General features: G+C 41.5%; 13 protein-coding genes. 8 read left to right on the top strand and 5 right to left on the bottom strand.

From position 1 onward, the window contains the following. Positions 1-710: 710 nt before the first annotated feature. The 3 genes from purC to dapA all read right to left on the bottom strand — a co-directional run bounded on the left by purC (position 711) and on the right by dapA (position 3,430). Positions 711-1,424 carry a phosphoribosylaminoimidazolesuccinocarboxamide synthase gene (purC, locus tag A359_RS02770; RefSeq protein WP_014888339.1) on the bottom strand — a complete coding sequence of 238 codons (714 nt, stop codon included), beginning with the start codon at positions 1,422-1,424 and terminating at the stop codon, positions 711-713. A gap of 73 nt (positions 1,425-1,497) precedes the next feature. Further along, the gene (gene bamC, locus A359_RS02765; RefSeq protein ID WP_014888338.1) at positions 1,498-2,535 is read right to left on the bottom strand and encodes an outer membrane protein assembly factor BamC; all 1,038 of its coding nucleotides are present in this window, start codon (positions 2,533-2,535) and stop codon (positions 1,498-1,500) included. A gap of 16 nt (positions 2,536-2,551) precedes the next feature. Further along, positions 2,552-3,430, bottom strand: coding sequence for a 4-hydroxy-tetrahydrodipicolinate synthase (gene dapA, locus A359_RS02760; RefSeq protein WP_014888337.1), 879 nt, complete (start codon positions 3,428-3,430; stop codon positions 2,552-2,554). Between the two features lie 2,931 nt (positions 3,431-6,361). Between dapA and A359_RS02750 the strand changes: the two genes are divergently transcribed. Further along, on the top strand, positions 6,362-7,108 hold the full coding sequence (locus A359_RS02750; protein ID WP_014888336.1) for a DUF481 domain-containing protein: 747 nt from the start codon (positions 6,362-6,364) through the stop codon (positions 7,106-7,108). A 623-nt stretch (positions 7,109-7,731) separates the two neighbouring features. Here A359_RS02750 and glmS read toward each other — a convergent pair. Both glmS and glmU read right to left on the bottom strand, forming a co-directional pair. Beyond that, complete coding sequence (gene glmS / locus A359_RS02745; protein WP_014888335.1) at positions 7,732-9,564, bottom strand: glutamine--fructose-6-phosphate transaminase (isomerizing); 1,833 nt, start codon at positions 9,562-9,564, stop codon at positions 7,732-7,734. A 173-nt stretch (positions 9,565-9,737) separates the two neighbouring features. Then, entirely contained in the window at positions 9,738-11,114 is a 1,377-nt protein-coding gene (glmU, locus tag A359_RS02740) for a bifunctional UDP-N-acetylglucosamine diphosphorylase/glucosamine-1-phosphate N-acetyltransferase GlmU (RefSeq protein WP_014888334.1), read from the bottom strand. Between the two features lie 2,119 nt (positions 11,115-13,233). On the opposite strand from glmU, the gene mnmG reads away from it, so the two are divergent. The 7 genes from mnmG to atpG all read left to right on the top strand — a co-directional run bounded on the left by mnmG (position 13,234) and on the right by atpG (position 21,902). Beyond that, the gene (mnmG, locus tag A359_RS02735; RefSeq protein ID WP_014888333.1) at positions 13,234-15,150 is read left to right on the top strand and encodes a tRNA uridine-5-carboxymethylaminomethyl(34) synthesis enzyme MnmG; all 1,917 of its coding nucleotides are present in this window, start codon (positions 13,234-13,236) and stop codon (positions 15,148-15,150) included. 1,932 nt (positions 15,151-17,082) lie between these two features. After that, positions 17,083-17,901, top strand: a complete 819-nt coding sequence (gene atpB, locus A359_RS02730; protein WP_044104738.1) for a F0F1 ATP synthase subunit A — start codon at positions 17,083-17,085, stop codon at positions 17,899-17,901. A 49-nt stretch (positions 17,902-17,950) separates the two neighbouring features. After that, a complete protein-coding gene (gene atpE, locus A359_RS02725) occupies positions 17,951-18,190 on the top strand; it encodes a F0F1 ATP synthase subunit C (protein WP_000429386.1) in 240 nt (79 codons plus the stop codon). A 224-nt stretch (positions 18,191-18,414) separates the two neighbouring features. Beyond that, positions 18,415-18,882, top strand: a complete 468-nt coding sequence (gene atpF, locus A359_RS02720) for a F0F1 ATP synthase subunit B (protein ID WP_014888331.1) — start codon at positions 18,415-18,417, stop codon at positions 18,880-18,882. Between the two features lie 15 nt (positions 18,883-18,897). Then, complete coding sequence (atpH, locus tag A359_RS02715) at positions 18,898-19,431, top strand: F0F1 ATP synthase subunit delta (RefSeq protein WP_014888330.1); 534 nt, start codon at positions 18,898-18,900, stop codon at positions 19,429-19,431. A 15-nt stretch (positions 19,432-19,446) separates the two neighbouring features. Beyond that, positions 19,447-20,988: a F0F1 ATP synthase subunit alpha gene (atpA, locus tag A359_RS02710; RefSeq protein ID WP_014888329.1), complete on the top strand. Its 1,542-nt coding sequence runs from the start codon at positions 19,447-19,449 to the stop codon at positions 20,986-20,988. Between the two features lie 50 nt (positions 20,989-21,038). Then, complete coding sequence (gene atpG / locus A359_RS02705) at positions 21,039-21,902, top strand: F0F1 ATP synthase subunit gamma (RefSeq protein ID WP_014888328.1); 864 nt, start codon at positions 21,039-21,041, stop codon at positions 21,900-21,902. The last annotated feature ends 3 nt before the right edge of the window (positions 21,903-21,905 follow it).

Below are 21,905 nucleotides of genomic sequence, written 5' to 3'. Positions count from 1 at the left end.
CTTGAAAGATGCATAAAAGGGAAATAAAAAGTTTGATCAGTTAGTATCAACTAATATCTGTTGATACACCACATCAGATAAACAATTTCTAGCTTAAAGTAAGTTTTTCTTATGCAGCGTCTTGATAGTTTGGGGAAAAAATGCAACGTAAGATTTTCGAACTTTTCGCTAACAACGCTTAGGGTACACGTAAATGTCACGATACTCTATATAAAGAAAAATTTTCTTATATGCTCTTTTGGCATAATAGAATATTACATAGTCATCGCGCTCAGCGTGAGAAATGCTCATGCTTCGGTTCACAACACGTCTTGGTATGATTTAAAATCAAGTCACTATGTTGCGAAGCTAAATGAAGAGATGCGAATAGCTATAAAGCGCAAATAGCTTACCTTCTTAAAAATACTAAACATTTTCCGAATCACTTAAAAAATTTTATTAAAGTAAAATCAGATACATTACTGCTGATGTGCTAATATTATCAGCACTCATTTCACTCTTATCGAAAAAGATTAATGATCTTCAGACGAGAAAAGTCTGACTACAACTAAATTGCTTAAATATATAGGGTGCTTCAATTTTAAGTCATCATCTACCCTGCCCTTCTCCTTCTTATATAAAGTATTTTAATAGACTGGCCAGAATAGTACGTCACCTTTTCAAAAACAAACACCTTTTCTTCTGCGCTTAAGGTAACTGCTTGCAAGTTATTAGTCCAACTTGACGCCGATACGCTTAGCAAGTGACTCGTAAGCCTTAATAACATCGCCAAGATTCTTCCGAAAACGATCTTTATCCATGTTGTCTAGCGTTTTTTTATCCCAAACACGACTTACATCAGGAGAAAACTCATCCCCTAGAACAATCTCACCGTTGCATAGCCCAAATTCCAGCTTAAAGTCTACTAGAATAAACCCTGCATTATCAAATATTGTACTGAGTATATCATTTACCTTATAGGTCAATTGCTTCATCCGTGACAAGTGGTGTGCGCTAGCCCAACCAAAGGTAATGCAATAGGACTCGTTGATTATTGGATCGTGCATAACGTCGTTTTTCAGAAACAGATCAAAGATCGGTGGATTTAACACAAGCCCTTCTTCAATGCCTAGCCGCCTTACCATACAACCGGCTGCAATGTTACGCAGGACACATTCAACGGGAATCATAGCAAGCTTCTTGACTAAGACGTCATGATCTGAGAGCAACCTGACGATCTGGGTAGGAATACCAACATCGGCTAATTTATTCATAATAAAATAATTAAATTTATTATTGATCATTCCCTTGCGCTCGAATTTCTGAACGCGCCTGCCATCCAGCGATGATGTATCGTTTCGGAAAGTCAGAATCAAAAAATTGGGATCCTCGGTGGCGTAAACTGTTTTCGCTTTTCCGCGATATACCTCGGCTAACTTTTTCATTTTGACACACTCCCGTGACAGAGAACACTATAACGTAGGTGCTGCGACACCGTGTAAATTAAGAACCGTGTAATTAACTGAATGCTACCTGCAATACGGTTACTAGCGCATCGTTTTTCGCCTGAGTTAAGGCGTGTCCTTTCGGGTCAGTAAACTGCAGTATGCTACGGGTCCCAAGATCACCAACTTGTAATTTATAGTTGCCGTTATGCAACGCTAGATCTTCAATCCCTAAATGAAGCCAGATTTTTTTAGATGAAGCGTCATAGGTCGCCGTGATGCTTCCCAGCGGTTGGCTGACATTTTTAACCCTTATCCCTATGCGAGATAAGGCTTCCGGAAGATGTGCCCACACAGTTTTGTATGGTGCGAGTATTAGTATTACTGGTAACCCGCTTTCGCTTACAGCGCTTTTCACGCTCACATTGGAAAGATCATGCTCAGATCTATGGTTAACATGTTGAATGTTAATCTTCTGGAGTTCGCTTGCTATACTGTTGAGCATTTCAACAGTATAGCGCTGTACTAATTCTGGGCGGGTAACTAGCTGCTCCTGCTGGCGAAGATCAAGAGAGGTCACCTCTAAAAACGATTGATATCCTGATAAAGTGAGGCTGATTTGGTAACGACCGCTATACTGTTTATCTTCATCAACACGAGTCCATAAGACCCAATCCGTCTTCAGGCGTTTTTGTTCGTTCTGAGATGACGCGATAGGATAACCCTTACTTTTCACGACCGATATTATCTTCGACCAGATAACGTAACTATGTGCGTTATTATCAAATTGGATGATAGCCCTATTATTAGCATATTTTGAGCTTGAACCCTTTAGCAATGCTAACGGTTGAGCGGGGGGACGGATGTCAAGGCTTGCGCCTATCTCACCAGTAGACGAAACCAAAGGAATATCATAGTCGCTATTCTTCACAGGCAGCGTTATACCAGCAGGAGCGCTAAGCGCGTGTAGAGACGGTGCTTGTAGGTACTCTTCATTGCCTCCATTTACCTGATGTTGGTGGCGATGCTCGCTAGCACATGCGGATAAAAAAAATATAACCGTGACACCTATCCCCTTCGGTATCCTGGATTTTTTCTGTAATTCAGCCATTAAAGATACCTAAAAATTACAGAAAGCCTGCGTTTTTTAAGGCACGTCTGAGCACCCATCTTCCCCCCTCGCTCAAGGGGGTCATTGGTAGGCGCAGGGCGTCAGACGTTATTAATCCCAATGCTTTACAGGCCCATTTTACAGGTATGGGGCTAGGTTCAAAAAATAAGTTTTGATGGAGCGTCATTAATCGATGATTGAGACGTCGGGCTTCAGAATAATTTCCAGAAGCCGCCAAAGCACACAGCTGGGTCATTTCTTGCGCAGCTACGTTCGCCGTCACAGAAATCACACCTATGCCACCGAGTCGCATGAAGTCTAATGCGCTAGCGTCGTCGCCACTTAGTAGAAGGAAATCAGCATTAACGAGCTCTTGAATCTGACTAACGCGACTCAAATTTCCTGTTGCTTCCTTAATGCCAATAATGTTTTTGATCTCTGCTAGACGAGCTACTGTCCTCGGTAACATATCGCAGCCTGTGCGAGCTGGAATATTATATAAGATCTGCGGTAAATCACTGCTTTCAGCAATAGCTTTAAAGTGCTGGAATAAACCTTCCTGGCTCGGACAGTTGTAGTATGGTGTTACGCTAAGGCATGCCAAAATACCGCTATCATTCAAGCGATGCATTAGTGAGATAGCCTCGTAGGTAGAGTTGGCACCAGTACCTGCGATGACCGGAATGCGTCCGTCGCTGATCTCCAGGACCCACCCCACCACATTACGGTGCTCTTTTTTGCTCAGAGTAGACATTTCGCCTGTCGTTCCAACGGCCAAGATTGCTGAGGTACCGCTGACAACATGATAATCAATTAATGTTTTCAGACTGATCTGATCGATAGCCCCCTTCTCATCCATAGGAGTAACCATGGCAACAATGCTTCCTCTCAACATTAATAATCTCTCCTACATCACAGTTCATTGTTTATGGTCGTATCGCCCTGTCAGAAGCACTACAACACCAATACGGTAATAAGGGACAAGCATCCTATGATTTATGCTTGACTAAAGCGACCTATTTTTTGAATGTATGACTCCATTTCAGCCGCAATAGCTTACGCTAAATACGATCTTTTTTTGGAAAGAATTTTATTTTCTTTAGTGAAAAAAAATATTTTCACTGTAATCGTGTTTTTGCCATAATCAACACTCATCCTATGATCTCATTGTGATCGTATATGCTCATTAAAAGATACAATGAGATATATTTTTAATTACTTACTGTACTGTCGAGTACAATATTCTTATAATATGTATGTGATAGTGACTCCTATTTATTTATTATACTCTATAATATCATGAACGCACTATGGCAATAAAGTATGATGTAAAATTTGTTGAATAAAAAAATTTTTTACACGTGAGAGCCTAATAGAGGTATTGTTACATAAGCTTAAGAGTGTTTGTTATTTTTAACAATTATATTTGAGTAAGTATTTTACCAGCATCATTACCTCGCATGCGTTCGTATTATCATCATGTAAACTCCGATGCGTGCTTAGGAGTATAAAAGATAGTTTTTCAGGCATTGTCTCTTCTGATGATAAGCAGCAATATGTGCCCCGAGTATCATCTATGATCGCCGCATACACGATAATGATTATCGGTGTATTTACGCTGAATCTATGCCTAACATCGGCATAAGGCTGGTGCTGAATATTGAGCAATGATCTGCAGTAGGATTAACCACTTCCATCTTCCTCGAAAGAGGAAGATGGAAGTGGTTTTTATAGTAAATAGATTTCAGTCGACACTGAACGGATGGCTTAGCGTGTGTGATTTATAAAAAGCTTCTAGAGGCTAGCTATCATTTCTAGTGAACAGATTATGTCACATATCGCGAAAAAGTGTTAAATAAAGAGATGTTACACTATTGTCTCAGTGAGCACGATACATCACTACAACATTTACTACATGCAGGCAGAAGTGATAAGAAGTAGTGTACTCGCAATGAAGAAGCATATTTTTTGCGAATATTTCATAGAAAAGTATAATGCTCTATATATACCATATCGGTTACGTGATCTATAATAACACCGAAAATCTATCATTTCACCACGCTCTGTTTTTCAATACAAAGACATTAGACTGTTTATGCTACTGCGCGAACTAGTTTAAGACTGCTGCTATCTATGAGGTGATTTAACTGCATATTGACGTTTTTATGCTGATAAAACTGTCTTTTTCTATAATCAAGCTAAGAATAATTTGAGCATTTTAATAAACATGCAATAATTTTAAAAAGTGCTTCAGACCGTCAAGAGGCCTTATGTTGTCGCATACACCCATGTACTCATGACCTACTGCTCCATTCTCACCTTCAGCGAAGCACGCTATTTGAAAAATTGTATCAATATGCCAGTTAGTGGTTGTAAAATATCGTTGAATGAATATAGAGTCTTAATTAGAAACAACAGCCATCGTTAGCTTAGAGAATGATATATAAATTTTGATTTATTTAACAATATGCAGAAGTAAGAAGAACCTTTTAAAAACAGTTGATTAGCTTTTTTCTTACTAGCCAACACAGCCATGCAATAATTAAACATAAACTTTTGGGTGGCTATCTGAAGCCATATAATTATGTGTCACAGGGACATATAGAGATTCAATAGTGCAAGTGCTAAACCGACTTATAAGATTAAGCCTGTTAAACATTACCAGCATCGCATTAACATTGGTTAGCTAGCTAACATTCGATGTGTGAAACACTATTCGTGATCAAAAATATATTTTTTTGAATTGATAACAAAAAAGCATTCATTGTTAAATAAATAAATTTTTAATAGAAATTAAAACTTAAATCATTCAATAAAATCGATTTTTAGTTATACTCAACTAACATCTATCGATTAGTTATCATCCGATTCCTACGCATGATGCGCTCATTCGGGCAAGAGAGGAGTAAGTGCATCTAACCTGAAGACAGTGTAGTCTGAAGATTAAGAAAAAAGTAGACGAATGCATTAATGTATTCCCATGCTTAGAATCTTGATTCTCTCTCGGAAAGTCTTAACAAAGGTATATTGTATGAAAAATTAGTTTTTAACTACAGCCAGTATCCTAGTTTTTCTTCTCATTGTTAATGTATTCAGCTATCTGAGACTAGTTTTACCAAAACAGAAAGCGCTATAGTGATACTTCCTTGAAAAAAGAAACCTAATAGTAGCTTTCAAATATAATAAACAGGATTACATTTCTCCTCTAGCGTGCGATATTTTCCCGAAAAAACACTAGGTTTTAGCAGGTATACACATCGATATTTAACAAGCTCGTACGAAGTAATGAATGCAGCGACTCAACATACGATCGAGAATAAGAAGAAAGAATATTATGAGCACTTTCGATGCATGTAGAGATGTAAATACAATTTTACTGATAGAAAACAGTCCCCCTAACTTTTTTGGTTTAAGGTATCATTTTGCTAAAGTTCAGAAAGAATCAAGCGTTAAAAGCATGTCTTTCCAACAAGAAACGATAGCGCATTATCAGAATGCCGATGCTACAGTACCTTGGTACATATAGATATTGGGCGCTTTAATAAAACGCGTGTCATCAAAAGTAAAGTGGATAAAAATAAAGATTTCTTTTTTCTGCTATAAATTTTTCGTAGAACATGCTGGTCATTTCTGATGCGCTCTTTTCGTGATGCCTAACTACATGATGTGATAGTGCACTCAGTAATAGATTACCTTCACCGAAAAGAGAACATGTTTTTTATTAATATTCATTAACATAACGAGCGTTATGATGAGCGTGATGGTTTTTTTACAGCTATCATGAAGCTTTTCTGATTTTACATTATCTATAAATTTGGAGAGTACTATGAAAAAAAAAATGATTTACTCATTGGCTTTGATGCCTATAGCCAGCTTCTCAGCCTTCGCTGATACAGATGTTTTTATGGTGATAGATGATCCTGCTACAACACGGCGTGATTTTGAAGGTAATTTTGAAACAAACTATAACGCCCAGAGTGGAAATATTTCTAAATCTAATCTATCTATTAATACAACGCTCACGTTTTTTCAGACAAACAACGCGTACAGCGCGTGGGGAGCAGTAGATAAGAATGCAGAAGATGATCATTTAAATTTAGAAAAATATAAAGCTGGAGCCAGAGCAAGACATAATATCAATGATGATCATTATCTTTTTACGCAAGCCGACTGGTTAGGGGATAGATTTAATGGTTATCGTTCCCGGAATACATTCATAGGGGGGTATGGACGACAAATTCTTAAAGCACAAAATCATAACTTACGTTTAGAAGCCGGTCCAGGTATGCGTCACGACGAGCATGATGGTGGCGGTAGAATGACGCAGGCATTGGTTTATGGCTCTGCTGCATACACTTATCAGTTAAGTAATTATGCAAAATTTACTCAAGGGCTATCAATATTTGCTAATGGTAATGCGATGATTCATTCTGAAACAGCATTGAATGTTGACATAAATAATCATTTTTCTTTATTATTTGCACATAATATTACGTGGAATAAAATGCCAATAAGGAATGCTACAAAAGAGACGGACATAAAAACATCACTATCTTTAGTGTATCGTATCTAGTTTGTATTTGATGGCGAAAAAGAAAAGCCATTCATACCCTTATACTTGGAAAAATCAAGCGCTTTTATATAATTCAAACTCTTGGAGAGCTTTATGGAGCATGTTTGATCAGATAAAAAAGCACTTATCCCGAAATAATTCGGGAAATAATATTAGCGCGCTCACGATAGGGTGAGCGTAACTGCGAGGTAAGAAATTAAAATTTGTATTTTTGTTTTTTTTCTGACTAGCGCTCAATCATAAATTTTCTTCTAAGTATATAATGAAAACCCCAGAAATTACACGTTATCATTATCTCCTGCTGACCGCAATAGTTATATGTCTGTGTCGCCTTCCCCCTATTAACTCTGCCTTTTAAAACACTTATAGATAGTCAATTAGCGCTGTTTTGCCATAATAGTCGTTGATAATAATGATATCATTTTGTCAAAAAACTCTTCACCAGCAAATCACACTTTTTTATTAGAAATATCATATACCATATGTATCTCTTAACAACGTTTGTTGATAAAAGCTAATGTGTCAAAAAATGCCTTTTTTATGCATCAAAGCTCTTAAAATATTGTTTTCCCAACACATATCGTAATTATATAAGAGTCTAGAAATTTAACTTTTATTGCAAACTATTCTACCGTTACTGATTTAGCTAGATTACGTGGATGATCGATGTTTGTCCCTTTAATTGTGGCGATATGATAGGCCAGCAATTGCATTGGCACGGTGTAGCAAATGGGCGCAAGAATATGTTCTACCTTCGGTAGCAAGATAATGTTCATATTTGCGCTACTAGTAAAGCCGGTTGCCTCTTCTGTAAAAATAAACAGCAATCCCCCACGTGCACGCACCTCTTCGATATTAGATTTTAGCTTCTCCAGTAATTGATTTTTGGGTGCAATAACAATGACAGGCATATAGGTATCGATCAGAGCTAGCGGTCCATGTTTCAATTCCCCTGCGGCATAGGCTTCGGCATGAATATATGAGATTTCTTTTAGTTTCAATGCCCCTTCCATGGCAATAGGATAAAGATTGCCGCGGCCGATAAAAAGAACGTGCCGTTTTTCAGAGAAGGATTTCGCTAGTGTTGCCATGGACTTATCCAGCAACAGCATCTGCTCGATGCGGCCAGGAAGAATCTGTAGCGCATGAACGATGCTTTTCTCTAGAGTCTTATCCATCCCCCGCATGCGACCGATACGTGTTACTAGCATCAATAGCAGGGTCAACTGGGTCGTGAACGCTTTCGTAGAGGCCACACCAATCTCAGTACCTGCCCGGGTCATCAGCGCCATATCAGATTCTCGGACCAATGAAGAATGATCGACATTACAAATAGTCAATGAAGCTAAGTAGCCAAGAGGCTTGGTCAACTTCAGCGCTGCTAGCGTATCGGCTGTTTCGCCAGATTGGGAGAGTGTAAGCAATAGATTACCAGTGCGTAATGCGGATTTTCGATAGCGGAACTCAGAAGAGATTTCTACATTACAAGGCACGCCAGCCAACTCCTCAAACCAATATCGGGAGACCATAGCTGCATGATAGGAACTGCCGCAGGCAGTAATCTGTACATGTTCTACTTGACATAGTAATGCATCGGCACTGTCGCCCAATTCGGACAATGTTACCATGCTATTCGTGCAGCGACCCTCCAGCGTGTTTTTGATCGACTGAGGCTGTTCAAAAATCTCTTTTTGCATATAATGACGGTAAAGTCCTTTATCACGCGCGTCGTCTTGTGCATGGGATTCGATTACCGAACGTTCTACATTATTGCCAGCTTGGTCCCATATCCTAATAGTACGGCGGGTAATTTCAGCAATATCGCCCTCCTCTAGAAACATAAAGCGACGAGTAACTGGTAGCAGCGCCAATTGATCAGACGCTACAAAGTTCTCGCCAACGCCGCAGCCAATAACCAGTGGACTACCAGAGCGTACGGCCACGAGCACGCTAGGATTCCGTATATCCATAACAACCGTTCCGTATGCACCTCGCAGTGCTCTGACCACACGTTTCATGACTTCATAAAGAGCGCCGCCCTCTCGTTTCTGCTCCCAATGTGTTAAATGCGCAATGACTTCAGTGTCCGTTTGTGTAACAAACGTATAGTTGTATTCGCGTAGCCGCTCACGCAAAAGTTCATGATTTTCGATGATACCATTATGGACGACTACAATGTGCTCTGAAATGTGAGGATGTGCGTTATTTTCTGTCGGCTCACCGTGAGTCGCCCAGCGCGTATGGGCGATCCCTATACCACCAGCAAGCATGTTCATGGGCACCGCCTCCATCAGTGTGTTCACTGTACCTACCCGACGCAGGTGCTGTAAATGCCCTTCATTAGTCACAACCGCCAGTCCAACAGAATCATAGCCACGATACTCAAGACGACGTAACCCTTCTAGAAGGATCTCAACAATATCACGCTGTGCAACTGCGCCCACTATTCCACACATCTCGTTTATTCCTAATTGGACGGCCGAAATTGCCATCATGTTAGCACTATCGCATCTACTCGGCACAAGGGGGGGGGTAGCACACTGCCAATGCATCATTCACAGTTCTTGTCGACTAACTAAAGTTAGGCTGCTTTCAGGGAGCCACTGACTGCTCACAACCCTCTAATTTATTACTTTTTCTTTAATGGCCGCTTCCAGTTAGCTACAGAAAACTGACGTATGCGACTAATGACCATTTCACCATCAGCCACATCGTGTGTCACGGTCGTGCCCGCACCGATTGTAGAGCCATGGCCAATGGTTATCGGTGCTATTAGTTGGCTATAGGATCCGATGAACACATCGTCACCAATAACGGTTTTATGCTTATTGGCGCCATCATAATTACAAGTGATCGTACCAGCGCCGATATTGACATGTGCCCCGACCTCAGCGTCCCCAAGGTAGCTAAGATGACCAGCTTTCGACCCCTTACCTAATCGGGCCTGTTTTATCTCGACAAAATTACCCACGTGCGCTCCCTCCCCCAGCTCGCTACCGGGGCGAAGGCGGGCAAATGGACCTAGTGTGCTATGCGCGGCGACTCGTCCATCTTCGATCATTGTGTAAGGGCTAATGACTACATCATCACTGATGATCGCATTTTTTAGTACGCAACCTGTACCGATTCTTACACGGTTTCCCAGCGTTACTTGGCCTTCTAAGATTACATTAGCGTCAATGAATACATCTTTTCCGTGCTGTAATTCTCCGCGCAAATCAAAACGTTCAGGATCTGATAGCATGACCCCGGAAAGCAGAAGACGTTCAGCTTGCTCTCGTTGAAACAGCCGCTCCAGATGCGCAAGTTGTAGACGATTATTCACACCCAGGACCTCACTATGCCGTGTGGGTTGAACTGTACTGATTCTACGACCTTCACGCCAAGCCATGGCTATAATGTCCGTTAGATAGAACTCACCTCTTGCGTTATTGTTGTTTAACTGTCCTAGCCAGCGTTTTAAATCACTACCTCCAGTAACCAAAATACCAGTGTTGACCTCCTTCATTTGCCGCTGCTCTTCACTGGCGTCTTTATGCTCAATGATACCAGAGACTGCGCCGTTAATACGCACGATACGGCCGTAGCCGTATGGTTTTTCGAGCGTTACCGTTATCAGGCCAATGCCTCCCCTTGGTCGTGCTATGAGTAGACGCTGCAACGTTTCGGGAGAAATAAGAGGTACGTCACCGTACAAGATGAGGATGTCTTCTTCTCCCTGAAGATAGGCTAGCGCCTGCTGGACTGCATGGCCGGTGCCGCGCTGCTCGGCCTGTAACACCCAGTGTAATACATTAGTGTGCCCAGCCAGGTGTTCGCGCAATAATTCTCCACCGTGACCATAGACTATAGAGATGCGTGATGCGTCTAGTTGAGTTGCAGTATCAATAACGTGCTGAACCATAACTTTACCAGCTAAGACATGCATCACTTTCGGTCTGGACGAAAGCATTCGATTGCCTGTGCCTGCTGCTAGAATAACCACACTTAATGCTCGATTCGACATAACCATACCTACAGGCATCGTGTTATCAGGTAAGAGTAAAGTATGTTAAAAACGTGCTTACTACGTATCTAGACCCGGGAAATACATTAAAGCGTCTAGCCGTTTGGTGCTCATGATTTTTAGAAAAATTCTATTAATATAAAAATAAATAACTGATTTAATGAATTTTTTATTTATATCACGATTAATAATATAGCGTCATGCTTTGCCCTGATTTTGGTTGGGAAAATGGAACGTTAGGTCCTCATGAGGTGAGAAAAATCGGTTCATTTTTATAATACGTTTTGATCATAAACAGTTTAAAATAACTAATTGGTCTACGTAACACCAGACTCTTAAGCAGTGCTGTTCTCTGCTAGAGTACATTCATCAGGTAGCTCTTAGCACAGGCATAGAGCGCACTTCTCTTAGGCGACGTCTATCAGCATGTTGTTATTTAGATGCCAAGATCAAGCAGAGTGTGTTAACAATAACACAAGCATTTGATTTTGCATTGCAGTCTTTACAGGAGTACATAGACGCAATTTTAAATCGTATAACACCGAAACGTATATTTTTGGACTAGGCTTATACAAAAAATAACTTATTTCATTTCAGGAGATATAGCGTGAGCACGCGCTAGAATTATCTTTTTGGTCACTACATTTGGTTATTGAAGATTGTGGCGCAGAAGCATAAAAAATTCGGTAGCATAATATCGAACAAGGTAAGATATTGCATAGACCTTATCCAGTAAATTAATGGATCGGACGAGAGGTGCTTTATGAGTGCTGATGTATAGCAAAAAAGTACCAAATTAGCAATATTGTATGCTCTCGATCGAATGTCATGCGCTAACGCCAAAGAAATATCAAAGCAGCTGAAGAAGACAAAATCGTTGATACACGTAGAATGCTACAATCCATCCTTTGATGAGGATCAATTTGCCCAGTAATCCTGCTTAGGCAGGGTGCCCCAATATTTATCAGGTCATACTATTTATGCGTTGCCGCTTTAAAGTAACGTTAAAATAACGTGCAGTGTTCTTAGAAAAACACATGCAGTCATTACCATAACTCCCTGCCCAAAAACTAGTTTTTGTTCAAAAGCTTTTTCACCATCTATCAAGTTTACGTGACGTGCAATACGTAGGCACGCAAGACTTTCAAAATGTTCATAGCAATGAACCATACTCATTTCTTTTTAAAAAGGCCGAACACCGTTTGTGTTGCATAATAATAATCTTCACTAGCTGGTAATTAGTAAATATGTGGCCGCTATCTGTCAAAGCTATGACTCGGGCAGCTGTCTGAGCATGAACGGATCTACTATACCGTTTGTAATGACCGAATTATATTCAATTAGCGAATTGTGAGTAACCGATCTTATTGATGTCCAAGTATGTAGTCAGTAAAAAAGTTAGTGGGCGTTGCTGAAAATGCACAATGCACTACAAAAAATAGCTAGCGATGATGAGTCTTTCCTTTGCATGGACAGCATCGCTCTAACATTACTGACATGCAACGAGAGTTTTAGCCTTTTTAACATCATGCGAGCACTGACCAATAACAACGCTATCTATCATACATGAGTATAAAACTACGTCAACATCAAGAAATGAATATCATTCGATTTTGATCGCTTATCGGGATTAATAAAATTTTATAGATTTTATCATTAAATGATAGCAAATCATACTATTCTGCCAGGAAAGTATTTAGTAGAAAATCTTTTGCATTTCTGGGAGCGTGGGCAGTGCGCTCTGAGCTATTGCATAACCTAACCTATGTTATGCAATAGCTGCGTTGAAAACTGTCTTGCCTAACTGCTAAACCTGAGCTATGCATTTTTTACTGTGTGTAATGTAATAAAAGTTTCCCCCAGCTTATCCCACCGGAAGTCACCGATAATTCACAGGATAAAAAGATAGATAATTCCATGTATACATTGAGGAAAAAAAAGTTATCCACAGATAAGTACGATTATAGTAATATATATAATATTAGCTTTTTAAATAAATAAAGATCTTTTTTAACTAGCCCGATAGATTGTCGAGACTTGCATCTCGCCTAAACTTGCGTACAATCTTTCTGCTAAGACCATTGATGATCGCTGCGCTTTGATGTGAGGTGTTTCTAGCATGTTGTATTCCGATCATTTTGACGTCATTATAATTGGTGGCGGCCATGCAGGCACAGAAGCTGCAATGGCGGCAGCGCGCATGGGATGCCAAACCCTGATGCTAACTCATAACATTGATACACTTGGAAAAATGTCTTGTAATCCGTCGATCGGTGGTATCGGTAAAGGTCATTTAGTCAAAGAAATTGACGCAATGGGCGGTTTGATGGCGAAGGCCATCGATAAGGCCGGCATTCAGTTCAGGACACTAAACGCCAGTAAAGGACCGGCGGTTAGAGCGACCCGTGCACAGGCCGATCGTATCTTTTACCATCAGGCGGTGCGCGCCGCCCTGGAAAAACAGCCTAATTTAATCATCTTTCATCCGGCGGTAGTAGAGGATTTAATCGTAGAAAGTGATCAGGTGGTAGGCGCAGTCACAGATATGGGGCAAAAGCTCCGTGCACGTGCTGTGGTGTTAACGGCCGGTACATTCCTTGATGGCAAGATCCATATTGGCATGGATCACTGTAGTGGCGGTCGCGCAGGGGATCCATCTTCGATCTCTCTGGCGCGTCGTCTTCGTGAGCTACCGTTCCGGGCGAATCGACTGAAAACTGGAACACCGCCGCGCCTTGATGCGAGAAGTATAGATTTCTCAGGTCTAGAGATCCAACGTGGTGACACCCCTCTTCCTGTCTTTTCGTTTTTGAAAACACCAGATCAGCATCTTCGACAAATACCCTGTTATATTACCTCTACCAATGAGAAGACTCATGAGATTATCCTCCAGAATCTAGATCGTAGCCCAATTTACGCCGGAAGTATCAAGGGGGTCGGGCCTCGATATTGTCCGTCGATTGAAGATAAGGTTATGCGTTTCTCGGACCGAGATGCTCACCAGGTCTTTCTTGAGCCAGAAGGTTTGATCAGTAATGAAATTTATCCTAATGGCATCTCAACTAGCCTTCCCCTATCTGTACAGATAGGGATGGTTCGCTCTATAAAAGGGCTAGAGAAGGCGCGTATAGTACACCCGGGCTATGCAATTGAGTACGATTTTTTTGATCCTCGCGATCTTCAGTTAACTCTGGAAAGTAAAGTGATTGCTGGTTTATTTTTTGCAGGCCAAATCAATGGCACCACCGGATACGAAGAGGCAGCTGCGCAGGGGATGCTCGCGGGTCTGAATGCTGCAATGTTTTCCAAAGGAAAAGATGCCTGGTTCCCGCGGCGCGATCAGGCTTATCTTGGTGTGCTAGTAGATGATTTATGCACATTAGGCACTAAAGAGCCTTATCGTATGTTTACCTCTCGGGCCGAATACCGACTGCTATTGCGTGAAGATAACGCCGATCTGCGTCTAACTGAAATCGGCCGGCAACTTGGGTTAGTAGATGAGCTACGCTGGGCTAGCTTCTGTGTTAAGAAAGAACGCATTGAACTCGAGCGTCAACGTCTTCGAGAGATCTGGGTGAATCCTACTAGCGAATGTGTAAAGCAGCTTAATTTAATACTCAAAACCCCACTGATGAGGGAAGCCAGTGGGGAAGAGCTGCTACGACGACCCGAGATGAATTACGTCCAGCTGACCGGCCTGGATCGCTTTAGTCCAGCGGTGAATGAAGACCAGGTGGGGGCACAGGTTGAACTTCAGATTAAGTACGAGGGTTATATTACCCGTCAGCAGAAGGATATCGCACGTCAGATACAGCATGCGAATACCCCCCTGCCAGCGAATATGGATTTCAGTGCTGTATCAGGCTTGTCCAAGGAAGTCATTGACAAATGCCAAGATCACAAACCGAGATCTATCGGGCAGGCATCACGTATCTCCGGAGTCACACCTGCGGCAATTGCCATCTTGTTAATCTGGCTTAAAAAAAGAAGTGGGTCGGTTATCGAGGGCAATCCTAATATCATTACTGATATTTGAGTTACTCGGATGCTGTATTGAATACGCAAGACATAGTGCTGTTGAAATTGAAAAAGCGACTTTCTGAGTTAGGGAGTATTGCTTAAAAAAGAGACATAGGGATATAACCTGTTGTTCATGTGTTTGCTACAGAAGATGCTAGATTCCCCGATTATAGCTTGCATTTTCGTTAACCTTCTTGTTTTTAGAAGATTTAGTGTTATTGATATTTAAGCCATCGAGGTAATTGGTACGCATCTGTACATGTGTAAAGAGTGCTTATAGAAGGAGGCAGCTTGTATTCTTATCTGCATCGTTGCAGCGTGACAATGTTCTTGTGGTTTATAAGAGTGAGCGTGAAACAAGCGCATGTCAGTAAAAATTTTTATATAAGAATATATCATTCAGACTCTTGAGATGTAGCTGGGAACATTTTGACCTAGAATATTACGTGGTCAATGCATTTTTTTGGTGATGTTAAAAAAGCCGCTAGTGCCTGCACTGAAGTACTCTTTTATATTGTGGCAGCGGAAATGCTGCGAACTAAAACATAGGCAGCAACTAAAAATATTTTTTGAGCATTGCGCTACAGTGCGAATTTTTCTTAAATAGCAGCCGTGTTAGCGCCGGTCTGATGACAACATGAGTGGTGCATGTCTAGATGCGAAGTGAAAATAGATTCATTGAGTTGAGCTTTAAACATACTAAGAGACGCTGATAAGATTGCTAAATTATTCTATTTTGAGAAAAAGAAAAAAGATAGTTGATATCAACCTAAGAATATTAACATTACGTCAAATAATTAGTGTAGTTACTTAGCGCGCTATCCTGAAAGTTTTGGTAAAATCAAAAAACCGTCTGCAGAAATAGTATGGAAAAATGCAAAAGATATCGTAGGCGCGATGTCTGGCACTATTTGCGTGAAATAGATGCAATGATCATGCATGCTGAAGCAGCATTAAAGACGTGAAAATGATGCGAACTTTTTTGCTAGTTAAAGAAATGCTAAAAAATCGTCCAGAGTCGCTTAATTTTGTGTAAAAATCCAAGTAACTACCGTAATCTGCTCTTGAAGAAGGGCCCGCATCACTCATCCCGCTGCAGCGGGATGAGTGATGCGGGCCTCTGGCGCCATGAAAATAACGAGATTATTAAAAATACGCACCGGATACGAACGCGGTATCTCTTAAACTAATACTTATTTGGGCAAGACGACTGCATATCCGTATAAAATCTTTCTGGATAATCATCGTCGCTTGAACGGTTCTGCTTATGAAGAACCAGAGCCGTAATGTCAAAGGTTTAGTCGTGTATCTAGATTGCCCGGTTAGCAATATTTAAGAGTAGTGGAATTGTATAAAGACAGCTTCGATGAGAGATAAGTCATCATAAAAAACTCTATAGTTTACAATCTATCTGTACAGGGCTTATATGTAAACGTTTTCAGCCAAATAAAATTTTTAGTATATAAAAATACATCAATAAAGTATTTATAAGACAATGAATTAATATCTAGACCTTAATAACCCTTACATGAATAATATTCCAGTATAATTTACGGGGTTTTATCTTTTGACTGATCTTATAAAAAGCATATGTATACATACTCGCGGACCTGTGAGCCGTGTTGGGGTAACATATAATGCATAAACTCTGAGCCATTATAGTTTTATAGATGCCGCGAAGTGACCTGCTACGCAGAGTTGATGAAGCTTATATTATTGAGTAAGCCTTGAGCTTTGTAAAAACTCCTGACATCTAGGAGGTCTGTTCTGGTCGTTTACCCTCATGAGACACAGAAACTGGCGTCTATGAACGCATTTCTGGTCATCACGCTTAAAATGATGCTCAAGCGTCACTATTGTTTATGCATACTGACTGTTTATCGGTACTGACTATATCGATAGCAGAGCTTGTTATCGGCCATACTTAATGAAAGGGGTAAGACGCATGATGTCTGCATCAGGAGCAATTATTACTCCACAGGAGTACATAGCCCATCACTTGAAAAATCTCCAAGTAGACCTGTGTACGTTTGAACTGGTTAATCTTCAGTCTTCGATGTCTTTTTGGGTCTTGAATGTTGACTCAATGTTTTTTTCTCTCCTGCTTGGCGCGATTTTCCTGCTGATATTTAGCTGCATAGCTAGAGGTGCTACTAGCGGTGTCCCTGGAAAAATGCAGACCTGCGTAGAGTTGGTGGTCGATTTTGTTGACGGCACTGTACGAGATATGTTCTACGGTAAAAGCAAGCTCATTGCCCCGTTAGCACTCACCATCTTCGTTTGGGTATTTTTAATGAACTTAATGGATTTATTGCCAATTGATTTTCTGCCCTATATTGCTGATCGCATCCTGGGAATCCCGATGATGCGTGTCGTTCCATCCGCTGACGTTAACATTACCTTGTCGATGTCTCTTGGCGTTTTTATCCTCATTCTTTATTATAGTGTAACCATTAAAGGGGTTGGTGGTTTCGTCAAAGAGCTTACTATGCGACCGTTTAATCATCCGATTTTCATTCCTATCAACTGTATTCTCGAAGGTGTCAGTCTATTGTCGAAACCATTTTCACTGAGCCTGAGGTTATTTGGCAACATGTACGCGGGTGAGTTGATCTTTATGCTAATTGCCAGCATGTTACCTTGGTGGTCTCAATGGATTTTAAATGTGCCATGGGCTATTTTTCACATTTTGATTATTACGTTGCAAGCTTTTATCTTTATGGTTCTCACAATCGTTTATCTTGCGATGGCCTCTGAAAACCATTGATTGTAAAATACTTTAATACTGATATTCACTGAAAAAACCGGAGATTTTCATGGAAAACCTAAATATGGATTTGTTATACATGGCGGCCGCTGTGATGATGGGTCTGGCGGCAATTGGTGCTGCGATCGGTATAGGCATCCTAGGAGGTAAATTTTTAGAAGGCGCTGCACGTCAGCCTGATCTGATCCCCCTCCTACGTACGCAGTTTTTTATCGTTATGGGTCTTGTTGACGCCATTCCCATGATCGCCGTTGGCCTGGGTCTGTATGTAATGTTTGCCGTAGCTTAATGTTGCGATACGAAAACATAGACGTTTTTATTCCCTGAATGTTTTTAACGCTCAAAGCCATAGCGGTGGTTGACGAATATCTAAAGAGTAAAGTAAATTTTCGATTACATGTTTGCTTTACCTTCATCGGTTCATAACCTTTCGATATTGGGTCATGTTTGATATGTCTAGATACTGGTGTTAAACCAACATCAAATAGTTAACTTTACAAGAGATATAGAGCTGTGAATCTTAACGCAACAATCCTCGGTCAGGCCATTGCATTTATTTTGTTTGTGCTATTTTGTATGAAGTATGTTTGGCCGCCTTTAATGTCTGCTATTGACATGCGGCAGAAAGAAATTGCTGCTGGTCTGGCAGCGGCCGAACGTGCCCAAATCGATTTGGAGATCGCCCATAATGCAGCTAACGAGCATTTACAGCAAGCAAGGCTGGAAGCCAGGGTGATTATCGAACAGGCGCATAAGCGTAAAGGGCAAGTGATTGAGGAAGCTAGAACTGCAGCTGAAATGGAACGTAATAAAATTTTGGCGCATGCGCGAACAAAAATTAATGCTGAATATAATCGCGCTCGTGAAGGTTTACGAAAGCAGGTTGCTACGCTAGCCGTGGCCGCTGCTGAGAAGATCATCGAACGTTCTCTTTATGAACATAATACCGACATCATAGATAAAATTATCGATGAACTTTAATCAGGAAGGTGACTGGTGTCTGAACTCGTAACTGTAGCTCGTCCGTATGCCAAAGCGGCGTTTGATTTTGCTGTTGAGCACCAGGACGTCGCACACTGGCAGGCAATGCTGGAGTTTTCCTCTGCAGTAAGCCGAAATGAGCAGATAGCTGCACTGCTTTCGGGTACGGCGTTGCCTGAAAAGCTGGCGGAAATTTTCCTCGCGGTATGTGAGAAAAACATTGATGCTTTTTTTCAGAGTCTGATTAGGATCATGTCAGAAAACAAGCGTTTAGCAGCTCTACCTAATGTGCTAGAGCACTTTATTCTTTTTCGTGCCGCACAGGATGCTGTAGTGGAAGTAAATGTTATTTCTGCTTACGCGCTGCAAGAAGAGCAGCTAGTGAAAATGAGTACTGCACTGGAGCAGCGTCTTGCACGTACAGTGAAGCTTAATTGTAAAATTGACAAGTATATAATAGCTGGCATCGTAATACATATAGGCGATGTGGTGATAGACGAAAGTGTACGCGGTCGTTTAGATCGCCTGAAGGACATCTTGCAGTCTTAGGAGAGGCTAGAGAGTATGCAATTAAATTCCACCGAAATCAGCGAACTAATTAAGCAGCGCATTGCTCAGTTCAATGTCGTGAGTCAAGCGAAAAATGAAGGCACCATTGTTTCTGTCAGCGATGGCATTATTCGCGTACATGGTTTGGCTGAAGTGACACAGGGGGAGATGATCGCGCTACCCAGGAACCGTTTTGCCATTGCCCTGAATCTGGAGCGCGACTCCGTTGGAGCGGTGGTTATGGGTCAGTATGCGGATTTGGCGGAAGGCATGAAAGTCAAGTGCACTGGGCGTATTTTAGAAGTACCGGTTGGCGCAGGCCTCCTTGGCCGTGTAGTGAATGCCCTGGGTATGCATATCGACGGTAAAAGCCCGCTAGAGTACGATGGCTTCTCGCCTGTTGAAGCTATCGCACCAAATGTCATTGAACGTCAGTCGATTGATGAACCATTGCAGACCGGTTATAAATCTGTCGACACGATGATTCCTATCGGGCGAGGTCAGCGTGAGCTTATTATTGGGGATCGTCAGACAGGAAAATCAGCTTTAGCAATTGACGCTATTATCAACCAACGCGACAGCGGTATCAAATGTATTTATGTGGCGATCGGCCAGAAAGCATCTACTATTGCCAATGTTGTTCGTAAGTTGGAAGAGAACGATGCGATGATGAACACTATTGTTTTGGTTGCCACAGCATCTGAATCCGCCGCGCTGCAGTACCTAGCGCCTTATGCTGGTTGCGCGATGGGGGAGTATTTTCGTGACCGAGGTCAAGATGCGCTGATTATTTACGACGATCTCTCTAAGCAGGCGGTGGCCTACCGCCAGATTTCACTTCTGCTTCGTAGACCACCTGGACGTGAAGCCTATCCTGGCGATGTATTTTACTTACATTCCCGCTTGTTAGAGCGGGCTGCTCGTGTCAATGCGGCATACGTTGAAAACTATACAAATGGCAACGTAAAAGGAAAGACTGGTTCGTTAACTGCACTGCCTATTATTGAAACTCAGGCCGGTGACGTTTCCGCATTCGTTCCAACTAACGTAATTTCAATCACTGATGGTCAGATATTTCTAGAATCAAATCTATTTAATGCTGGTATTCGGCCTGCTGTAAACCCCGGGATTTCTGTTTCCCGGGTCGGCGCTACGGCTCAGACCTCGATCATGAAAAAACTTTCTGGAGGCATCCGAACGGCGCTGGCTCAGTATCGTGAATTAGCTGCTTTCTCCCAATTTTCGTCTGAGCTCGATGATGCCACTCGCAAGCAGCTAGATCACGGTGAGAAAGTAACTGAATTGCTAAAGCAGAGACAATGTGCGCCTATGTCAGTCGCTCAGCAAGCGCTAGTTCTGTTCGCAGCTGAACGGGGTTATCTGGAAAATGTTCAGCTAGAAAAAATTAGTGATTTTGAAACAGCACTAATAGCTTATGCAAACTATAACGAAAGCGACTTGATGCATTATATCAACCAGACTGGTGCTTATAATGATGATATCGAAGGGAAACTGCAAGGGATTCTCGACACCTTTAAGGCAACCTCTTCCTGGTAATGCGTAATAAGTTACGTCGCCAGGCCATACAGCAATAAGGAGCATTAGACATGGCCGGTGTAAAAGAGATCAATAGTAAGATTGCAAGCGTACAGAATATGCAAAAGATTACTAAAGCGATGGAAATGGTTGCTGCGTCTAAAATGCGTAAAACTCAGGAACGCATGGCTGCTAGCCGTCCTTATGCAGAAGCAATGCGAAAAGTAATTGGTCACCTTTCATTATGTAATTTAGAATATAAACACCCTTATCTAGAAGAACGTGAGGTGAAGCGCATAGGTTGCTTGGTGGTGGCAACTGACCGTGGCTTGGCAGGTGGTTTAAACATGAATGTATTCAAAATACTGCTGGCTAAGATGAAAGATTGGGATGGGAAAGGTGTAAAAACCGACTTGGCTCTCATTGGTGCAAAATCGGTGTCTTTTTTCAGTTCGGTCGGTATAAAAGTACTGGCGCAGGTAACGGGAATGGGAGACAGCCCCACGCTGTCTGAATTGATCGGACTAGTCAATATTATGTTACAGGCTTATGACGCAGGCCAACTTGATAAACTCTATATTGTCAGCAATAAATTTGTTAATACTATGTCCCAAGTGCCGAAAATTCTGCAAATCTTGCCTCTTCCGACAGCGGAATCGGAGTATTTAAAGATAAAATCTTGGGATTATCTATATGAACCGGATCCTAAAACACTACTGGATACTTTACTGCGTCGTTATGTAGAATCACAGGTTTATCAGGGCGTCGTTGAAAACTTGGCTAGCGAACAAGCTGCTCGTATGGTAGCCATGAAAGCTGCGACTGATAACGGCGGAAGCCTGATCCAAGAGCTACAACGTGTTTATAATAAGGCTCGACAGACTAACATTACTCAGGAACTCGCTGAAATCGTCTCGGGAGCTACCGCAGTTTAGGTT

It is taken from the genome of secondary endosymbiont of Ctenarytaina eucalypti, from assembly GCF_000287335.1.
In the GTDB taxonomy this organism is placed as follows: Bacteria; Pseudomonadota; Gammaproteobacteria; order Enterobacterales; family Enterobacteriaceae.
This window is presented reverse-complemented; position numbering and strand designations above follow the sequence as displayed.

Bases quoted from the DNA above. Each gene is read 5' to 3' on its own strand.
- purC (WP_014888339.1), bottom strand. From the start codon at position 1,424: ATGAAAAAGTTAGCCGAGGTATATCGCGGAAAAGCGAAAACAGTTTAC.
- bamC (WP_014888338.1), bottom strand. From the start codon at position 2,535: ATGGCTGAATTACAGAAAAAATCCAGGATACCGAAGGGGATAGGTGTC.
- dapA (WP_014888337.1), bottom strand. From the start codon at position 3,430: ATGTTGAGAGGAAGCATTGTTGCCATGGTTACTCCTATGGATGAGAAG.
- A359_RS02750 (WP_014888336.1), top strand. From the start codon at position 6,362: ATGAAAAAAAAAATGATTTACTCATTGGCTTTGATGCCTATAGCCAGC.
- glmS (WP_014888335.1), bottom strand. From the start codon at position 9,564: ATGTGTGGAATAGTGGGCGCAGTTGCACAGCGTGATATTGTTGAGATC.
- glmU (WP_014888334.1), bottom strand. From the start codon at position 11,114: ATGTCGAATCGAGCATTAAGTGTGGTTATTCTAGCAGCAGGCACAGGC.
- mnmG (WP_014888333.1), top strand. From the start codon at position 13,234: ATGTTGTATTCCGATCATTTTGACGTCATTATAATTGGTGGCGGCCAT.
- atpB (WP_044104738.1), top strand. From the start codon at position 17,083: ATGTCTGCATCAGGAGCAATTATTACTCCACAGGAGTACATAGCCCAT.
- atpE (WP_000429386.1), top strand. From the start codon at position 17,951: ATGGAAAACCTAAATATGGATTTGTTATACATGGCGGCCGCTGTGATG.
- atpA (WP_014888329.1), top strand. From the start codon at position 19,447: ATGCAATTAAATTCCACCGAAATCAGCGAACTAATTAAGCAGCGCATT.
- atpG (WP_014888328.1), top strand. From the start codon at position 21,039: ATGGCCGGTGTAAAAGAGATCAATAGTAAGATTGCAAGCGTACAGAAT.